Origin of the sequence: Devosia naphthalenivorans, assembly GCF_003056355.1 — a bacterium.
In the GTDB taxonomy this organism is placed as follows: Bacteria; Pseudomonadota; Alphaproteobacteria; order Rhizobiales; family Devosiaceae; genus Devosia; species Devosia naphthalenivorans.
In genome coordinates this window covers 1-255 of the sequence record NZ_PYVW01000055.1, presented here as the reverse complement: position 1 = coordinate 255, position 255 = coordinate 1, and the positions used below count along the sequence as shown (strand labels likewise).

At 69.0% G+C, this 255-nt stretch carries 1 pseudogene; it reads right to left on the bottom strand.

The features are described 5' to 3' along the window. A pseudogene (locus C8264_RS21985) lies at window positions 1–255 on the bottom strand (IS30 family transposase); the annotation flags it as partial.

The following is a 255-nucleotide window of genomic DNA, read 5'->3' as shown; positions in this document are numbered from 1 at the left end:
TAGATGGACTCGGGGCTGATGATCGTGCAACCGTGCTGGCGCGCCAGCCGGCCGGCGATGATCTCGGGCGACCATCCCATCGCAAGGTAATCCCTGACCGTTATGGCCAGCGCCGGCTGGCGCGCCAGCTTGTGGCGGGCATCCCAGCGCCGGCGCCGCGCCGCCAGACCATCCGCCCGCTCGCCATCATAGCTCCCGCGCCAATGCCTGGTGGGGCTGCCATTGCGTCCCAACTCACGGCTGATGGTTGAGGCC